This is a genomic window from Petrotoga halophila DSM 16923 (assembly GCF_002924615.1).
Window position 1 is genome coordinate 1 of the sequence record NZ_JALY01000026.1, and the last position, 7,908, is coordinate 7,908.

Annotated in this window: 7 protein-coding genes; all 7 read right to left on the reverse strand. The window is 32.8% G+C overall.

Going from position 1 to position 7,908, the window contains the following annotated elements; genetic code table 11:
• Positions 1-96 precede the first annotated feature (96 nt).
• Entirely contained in the window at positions 97-606 is a 510-nt protein-coding gene (locus tag AA81_RS01265) for a deoxycytidylate deaminase (protein WP_211287791.1), read from the reverse strand.
• 13 nt (positions 607-619) lie between these two features.
• Positions 620-1,762, reverse strand: a complete 1,143-nt coding sequence (gene hemW / locus AA81_RS01270) for a radical SAM family heme chaperone HemW (protein WP_169999575.1) — start codon at positions 1,760-1,762, stop codon at positions 620-622.
• Positions 1,752-2,543: a hypothetical protein gene (locus AA81_RS01275; protein WP_103078962.1), complete on the reverse strand. Its 792-nt coding sequence runs from the start codon at positions 2,541-2,543 to the stop codon at positions 1,752-1,754. Before AA81_RS01275 ends, hemW begins: the two co-directional genes overlap by 11 nt.
• Positions 2,544-2,566: 23 nt before the next feature.
• A complete protein-coding gene (gene gatB, locus AA81_RS01280; RefSeq protein WP_169926327.1) occupies positions 2,567-4,003 on the reverse strand; it encodes an Asp-tRNA(Asn)/Glu-tRNA(Gln) amidotransferase subunit GatB in 1,437 nt (478 codons plus the stop codon).
• Positions 3,993-5,363 carry an Asp-tRNA(Asn)/Glu-tRNA(Gln) amidotransferase subunit GatA gene (gene gatA / locus AA81_RS01285; protein WP_425440355.1) on the reverse strand — a complete coding sequence of 457 codons (1,371 nt, stop codon included), beginning with the start codon at positions 5,361-5,363 and terminating at the stop codon, positions 3,993-3,995. The genes gatB and gatA overlap by 11 nt, the downstream gene beginning before the upstream one ends.
• Before the next feature lie 18 nt (positions 5,364-5,381).
• Complete coding sequence (locus tag AA81_RS01290) at positions 5,382-6,062, reverse strand: rhomboid family intramembrane serine protease (protein WP_103076513.1); 681 nt, start codon at positions 6,060-6,062, stop codon at positions 5,382-5,384.
• Between the two features lie 193 nt (positions 6,063-6,255).
• On the reverse strand, positions 6,256-7,908 hold a 1,653-nt coding region (locus AA81_RS01295), incomplete at its 5' end, for a phenylalanine--tRNA ligase subunit beta (protein ID WP_103897946.1).

Here is a 7,908-nt window from a genome sequence, read left to right on the forward strand (position 1 = left end):
ACACCACACATGAGTCATTCTGTCTTTTCTTAAATACTTAAAATATCTCTCTATAGGCATTTTATCCCACCTTTCAACTTTGGTATTTGATTTTGATCATTCGATAATTTTTGTTTGTATGTTGCACGTATTAAAAAACAATTGTGTTAAACTATCCGGATAGCCTTCTCTATAATAAACCTTCTTGATGCCGGCATTTATTATCAACCTGGCACATACGGAACAAGGTTGATGCGTGATATAAATTGATGCGTTATCAGTACTAATCCCAAATTTAGCGGCTTGCATCAAGGCATTTTGTTCTGCATGAAGACCGTAACAAATTTCTTGGTTTTCCCCACTTTTTATACCTAAGTCGTCTCTTATACAACCTATATCATCGCAGTGAGGAAAACCAGATGGTGGTTGATTGTAACCAGTCGCTAAAATCCTTTTTTCTTTTACTATTACGGCTCCAACCTTTCTATGCAAACAGGTAGACCTTTTACTTACCAAATCCGCCACTTCCATAAAATATTTGTCCCAGTCTTTCCTTTCTTTGAATAAATTGGGATCATTAAAATTTTTATTTTTCAAATAACTTTCAACTTCGTCCTTCTTACCCAAGAAAAAGCCTCCCTTAAATTGAAGATATCTCTAATAACTTCTCAAAAACATACCTTGAAAAATTTAAGCCTTTTGTAGTTAATTTAATAGAATCATCAATAGATATATACCCGTCCAAATTATTTTTTGTCTGATTTAAGACACTATCAACCAAACTTTTAGAAAACCTTTTTACCAAAGAGTCATAAGTTATTCCCCTTGTTAGTCTCAAAGACATAAAAAGGGTCTCTAACAATTCAGTAAACTCATCATTCACATTTTTTGTATCGTATGGAAGTTCATCATCATTTAATTTTGTAATATACGCTTTAACATCTGAGGTATTCACATATCTCTCGTTGTTGATATGCCCTCCTGCAGAAACCCCAAATCCTACATAATCTAAGTTATACCAATAAAATTGATTGTGAATACATTCTTTGTTAGGTAGGGACCAACTTGAAATTTCATATCTGTTATATTCTAATTTTTCCAATTGATCATAGATATAATCAAGAAGTTCATCTACTAAGTCATCTTCCGGAAGTTTCATTTCCTTGATTTCAAGAAAATGTTTTAAAGGAGTATTGTGTGAAGAATCCAATAAATAATAAGAAATATGAGAGGGTTTCATCTTTTCTATAAACTCTAAATTACTATTAACCGTCTCAAAATTTTCATAAGGTAATCCAAGAATAAAATCCACATTTATATTATCATAAAAAGATGCCAAAAGTTCATAAGATTTTAACCCTTTATTAAAATCATGGGCTCTGCCCACGGTTTTTAATATCTTATCAGAAGTACTTTGGAACCCTATAGATATTCTGTTAATCCCAATTTCCTTGTAAAGTTGCACTTTTTTCTCATCAACACTTTCGGGATTTACCTCTATCGTGAATTCCTCTAAATTAGATAGATCCATATGTCCTTGTAATGTACGAAAGGTTTGTAAAATAAATTCTTCCTCAACAAAGGATGGGGTTCCACCTCCAAAATAAACCGTTCTAACCTTCCTATCTTTTAATTTTTCACCTTTCAAAGCGATTTCTTTGTATAATGCGTTAAAATATTCTTCTTTTAAGGAAAAATCAGTTGTAGACACATAATCACAATAAAGGCATCTCTTCACACAAAAAGGTATGTGTAAATATACTGCAATATAATTAGAATTCAAAAAACAAACTTCCTCCTTTTTCGTTGAACGAAAAAAGTAGAGGCAACTTAAGATTTTCATTATAAAGATAAAATTCGTAAAAAAAGTCTTGACCAAAAGCTATTCTTGTACCAAGATGCAACTGTTGACCGAATACATTCATAGGAATTGAGAATCCAATATTTGGATACCATTTTTGTTGTATCAGTGATGCTCCTATGTCTATCGTATCGACATAGTAACTATCTAGGTTAACAAGAGGAATATTTAAATACAAACCATTTGAATAACCTAAACTAATAGGTATTTCTACAGGCCTAAATATTTGAGCTTTTACTTTAAATAGATTCATATTTTTATTGTTAAAAAGAAATAGATTTCCTATAGCATATGAAGGGGCATTGAACTTAGCTTGAATGAAGTTATATATATCGTGGTCGACATTTTTAACCTCAACTCTTTGAAAATTTTTTACTGTCAAAACTCCTAAAAAATTATTTTCAAGTTTGTACTCATATCCCACACCAAATTCACTGTTGTATACTGGTACATTCACAAACATTTTAAAAAAAGATTCTCCACTTTTCAATTTTATCGTCCTGTTAAAGATTTTATTTTCTATATATAAAGAGTTGTAATCGGAATAACCGATCTCTAATCCAAAATCTTCAAAAGATGACGTGGACAGTGAAAAGGTTGCTCCTTTATTCTCTATCTCTGGTTCAAAAGGAGTGTAACCTACATAAGATAAGATTACTGTCGAAATAAACATAAAAAACCAGATAAAATACAATTTTCTCAAGGTTCATCACCTCGTGGTGATTATCAATTATCTTCAAGTAATTCTTTGAGTATTTCGTTTGTTTTTTGGGGGTTAGCTTTACCTTTCGTCTCTTTCATAACTTGGCCGACAAAAAATCCCAACAGCTTCTTTTTCCCATTTTTATATTTTTCAACACTATCGGTATTTTCTTTTAAGACATTTTCAATTATTTTTCTTAGTTCATCTTCGTTTTCTATTTGCTTTAAACCTTTCTTTTCAACAATCTGTTTAGGGCTATCACCCGTTCTATACATCTCGGGAAATATATCTTTGGCGATCTTTGTTGAAATTGTATTCGTATCTAAAAGCATTTTTAATTCTGCAAAATGTTCGGGTTTAATTTTTACAGTTTCAATACTATCCTCATTTTCTTTCATCTCTCTTAATAACTCAGTTAAGATAAAATTACTAACAAATTTGGCATCCTTAGCCAATTCTACACATCTTTCATAATAATCAGCTAACTCTTTGTCTGAAGAGAGAATTTGTGCATCATATTCAGGTATATTGTACTGTGAAACAAACCTTTTAGCTTTCTCTTCTGGCATTTCCGGAATGAGTTTTCTAACGGTTTCAATAAGTTCATCGTTCAGAATCAGTATAGGGAGATCTGGTTCGGGAAAATACCTGTAGTCCATTTCCTCTTCTTTTGTTCTCATTGAAAATGTCTCTTTTTTGTTGGCATCCCAACCTCTCGTTTCTTGTATTAACTCTCCACCTTTTTCTAAATTATTGATAATTCTATCTCTTTCATATTCTAACGCTTTTTCTACAAATTTGAATGAGTTTATATTCTTAATCTCTACCCTTTTACTTATTTCTTTGTTTTCTTGGTTGAGAATAGAAATATTTGCATCACATCTCAAGGCTCCTTTTTCCATATCACCCGTTGAAACATCAGCGTACCTAAGCAAATTTCTCAATTTCTCCATAAAAATCCTTGCCTGTTTAGGAGTCTCAATATCCGGTTCTGTTACAATCTCTAAAAGAGGTATACCTGCTCTATTAAAATCTATTAAACTTTCTTGAGCAGAGGAAATTTGATCACCTTCATGAAGCATCTTAGCGGTGTCTTCTTCCAAATGCATCCTTCTTATTCTTATCTTTTTGCCTTCAACGTCGATGTATCCACCACTTACTATGGGATGAAAATATTGTGTAATTTGATAACCTTTTGGCAAATCAGGGTAAAAATAATTCTTTCTATCAAACCTAGAAAACTTATTTATCTGCCCATTTAGTATTAATCCAGTTTTTATCGCAAGTTTAAGCGCTTCTTCGTTTAATACCGGCAATGTTCCAGGTTGCCCCGTACACACTGGGCAAATATTAATATTCGGCTCAGCTTCAAAATGTTCTGTACTGCATGAACAAAAGGCTTTAGATTTTGTTAGTAATTGGGCGTGTATTTCCAATCCTATAATGGTTTTATACATAATTTTTCAACTCCCTAGGGGTCTCTTTAAAGAAATTGTCTGCTATAGTTAATAGTTCCTCATCTTTCATGTAGCGACCAATGAATTGTATACCAAAAGGTAACCCTTGGACATCACCAAAGGGAATACTTATGGCAGGTGACCCAGTTAAATTCGCAGGAATTGTAAAAATATCCATTAAATAATAGTCTAAAGGTTTTAACTTTTCCCCTATCTTTGGTGGAAGAACAGGAGATGTGGGGGTCATTATCAAATGATAATCATTCAAAATTTCCTTCATTTTGTTACTCAACAATTTTCTTACTTTTGAGGCCTTTGAGTAATATTGATCATAATAAAGAGAAGAAAGGTTAAAAGTCCCCATCATTATTCTCCTTTTTACCTCTATTCCTAAGCCACCCTCTCTGGTAGCTTTATACATTTTATTTAAACCTAAGGCATGGTTCCTCAATCCGTATTTGACTCCATCGTATCTTGAAAGATTGGATGAGGCTTCAGCAGGAGCTATTATATAATAAATAGCTACTGAATATTCCAGTTCTGGTATATCTTTTATATCAACTTTTGCTCCTTTGCTTCTCAAAAAGTTAATAACCCTTTCAAATTGTTTTATTACATTATCATCTGCATTTTCATGGTAAACAACCTTTGGAATGCAAATTTTAGTTTGGGATAAATCAATATCTACATTTTTTACGAGATCTTTATCGTGCTCCAATGTGGTTGAATCCTTGGGATCTTTTCCTTTCATAATTTCTGTAACCGTTCTGACGTCCTTAACATTATTTGCAAAAACACCTATTTGATCCAGCGAAGATGAAAAAGCGGTTAAACCGTATCGTGATATCATACCGTATGACGGCTTAAATCCTACAACACCGCAAAAGGCGGCAGGTTGTCTTACCGATCCTCCTGTATCAGATCCCAAAGAAAATGGAACGTATCCTGCTGCTACCGCTGCAGCTGAACCTCCACTACTACCCCCTGGAACTCGTTTCAAATCCTTAGGATTTTTTACAGGCCCAAAGGCTGAATGTTCATTGGTATTACCCATGGCAAACTCGTCCATATTAGTTTTTCCTACTACTGTAAAACCTGCTTTTAAAAGTTTTTCAACGGCAGTTGCGGTGTAAGGGGAACTATAATTTTCAAGGATTTTAGAACCGTTTGTTGTTTTTGTACCTTCAACTAAAATGTTATCCTTGACCAAGAAAGGTATGCCAAAGTAATTGCCATCTTTGTTGCCTTCTACCTTTTCTATTCTTAAAACCGAATTTATTTCTTTATCTCTTTCATAAATCCTTTTGATACTTTCTTCTATAACATTTTTACCAACCAAATCGTCTAGGGTCAAATATATCACCTCAAAAAAGAGTTTTAATTAAAATATGTAATATCTAAAATCGAATATCAAAAGTAAAATAAAACTTGCAATAATTAATCCGTAAGACAAGTAAGAAAGCGTTCTCCATGTTTGGTAACTCCTCTTCGTGTACCTTATAGGTGTTAACCAGCCAAAGGTAAAACCTATCCCTAATCCTCCTAAATGGGCAAAATTGTTTATATTAGCACCCGGTAAGAATCCCCAGATCACGTTTATTAAGATAATTGGGAGTAGAGCGGTACCTGTTACAGGTCTTAATATAGTAGGGGTATCGTGTCTAAATCCCGCTCCAAAAAGTAGGCCTATCAATCCGAATATTGCACCTGATGCTCCTACAGAGATTGCACTGGGTAAAAATAAGTGGGTTAAAAGATTACCAAAAATACCTGATAACATGTATATAGAAATGAATCTTTCTTTTCCATAAGCCCTTTCAACTAAGTTACCCACGTAAAATAAAGCGATCATATTGAAAAATATGTGAAATAGGCCACCATGAACAAACATTGAAGTAATCAGTCTGAACCATTCTCCAGCTGTGATTAAATTACCTAGTTGGGCACCAAAAAGTATGTATATACGTGGGTTAGAAAAAGCGCTTATACCGCCAAATAAAAACATCATTATAAATATTAAAACATTCAACATTATTAAGTAACTTGTGACATTTCTTTGCATCTCTTTCTCCTTTCTTTATCTATTACTGTCTTTATAAATTCTAAAACTTACTTTAGCACCCCTTCGCCCTGCATCCCACCCACAATTGGATGGGAGGGCTCCGCCCTGTAACCCTTTAAAAATCAAAATTTTATTTTTGAAAATCTTTTTATTACTAAAGTGTCTATTATCTATATCTAGGTCAATCTTATGCCTAGCTTTCTCGAAGTTTGATCCCTTTATTGTTCAAACTTTCTAAAATAGATCTTTCGACTTGATTGACTTCTTCTTCCGTCAAAGTTTTATTTTCTGATCTATAAACTATTGAAACGGTTATACTTGTTTTATCTTCTTCTATGTTTTTTCCTCTGTAAACATCAAAAATTTTAAAATCTTCTACAATATCTGCCACATTTATTATTATTTCTTGAATCTCTTTAAATTCAATGTTTAGTGGAACAATCATAGAATACTCTCTTTTGATAGCAGGTAAATCTACTTTTCTGAATTCTCTTTTTATTTCCTTCTTACCTTCAAATATTTTGTTTAAGTTAATCTCACAGATATATATTGGATCTTTTATTTCGTAATAATTATCGGCTATCACTGGATCAAGTAAACCTAAAAAGCCAACTTCTTCACTGTTAATAAATAAAAGAGCACTTTGTGCTTTCAAAAAACCAGATTGATCGTTTCTTACGTATTCTACTTTTACATGGAATTCATTCAACAAGTTTTCTAAAGCACCTTTTACAGAATAAAATGTAACCTCTCTCTTATCTGTGAAATCATCATTATTTTCTCTTCCCGTAGCCACAAAGGCAAGGTTAGTAAATTCCTTGGCACCTGTCTCACTACCTTTCTCTGCTTGGAAAACTTTATCAATTTCGAACATTTTTATATCTTTTATTTGATTTCTATAATTAAATGAAGCCGAATCCAACAAACCATATATCAATTTGGATGACATGTATTCTAATTCTGAGGAGATAGGATTAATCAATTTTAAATCCAATTCGTTTTCCATCCACATTCTATTGCCATTGTTCAATGGAAAGGTCTTTGCCTCATGATAACCGTTAGCCAACATAATATCCGCTACCTTCTCTTTAAAAGAAACAAAATCTCCCTTACTTCCTATCATTCCATTTAGATTTGGGAAAGCAGACTGTATTTTTGAGTAGCCATAAACTCTACCAACCTCTTCAACAAGATCAATTTCTTGGGTAATATCTGGCCTTTTTGTAGGAATAGAAACCTTCCATTCTTCATCTATTGTATCAAAGGATAAATTCGTTTTCTTGTTTACATCTTCCATTTCCTTCTGGTGTGAACTTTTTTCCACTTTTGTGAAAGGGAAATCTAATTTTTTTAATATTTGTTCAATTTCTTTTTCTGCTAATTCTTTTCCCAATCTATTGTTTATATAACTTTTTTTAATCGATATTTCTTTATTTTTTATAGGTTCGGGATAAATATCCGTTGTAGGTCCGTCTACTTTTCCCCCTGTCAATTCGTTAATCAATTTAATCAATCTACCCATTACCATCTCACTATTGTTTGGATCAACTCCTCTTTCAAAACGATACGAAGAATCAGAGGTTATCTTATGGTAAGTGGAAGACCTTCTTATATTAACAGGATCAAAATGGGCAACTTCTAGTAAGATATCTTTCGTATTTTCGTTGATACCGCTTAATTCTCCCCCCATTATGCCTCCAAGTGCAATTATGTTATCACCGTCGGTTATAAGTGTTTCTGCTCCTTCCATAGTGTACTCTTTACCATCTAAAAGAAGGATTTTTTCACCTTTTTTAGCTTTTCTAACAATTATTTGATCCCCTATAAGATCTAAATCAAATGCATG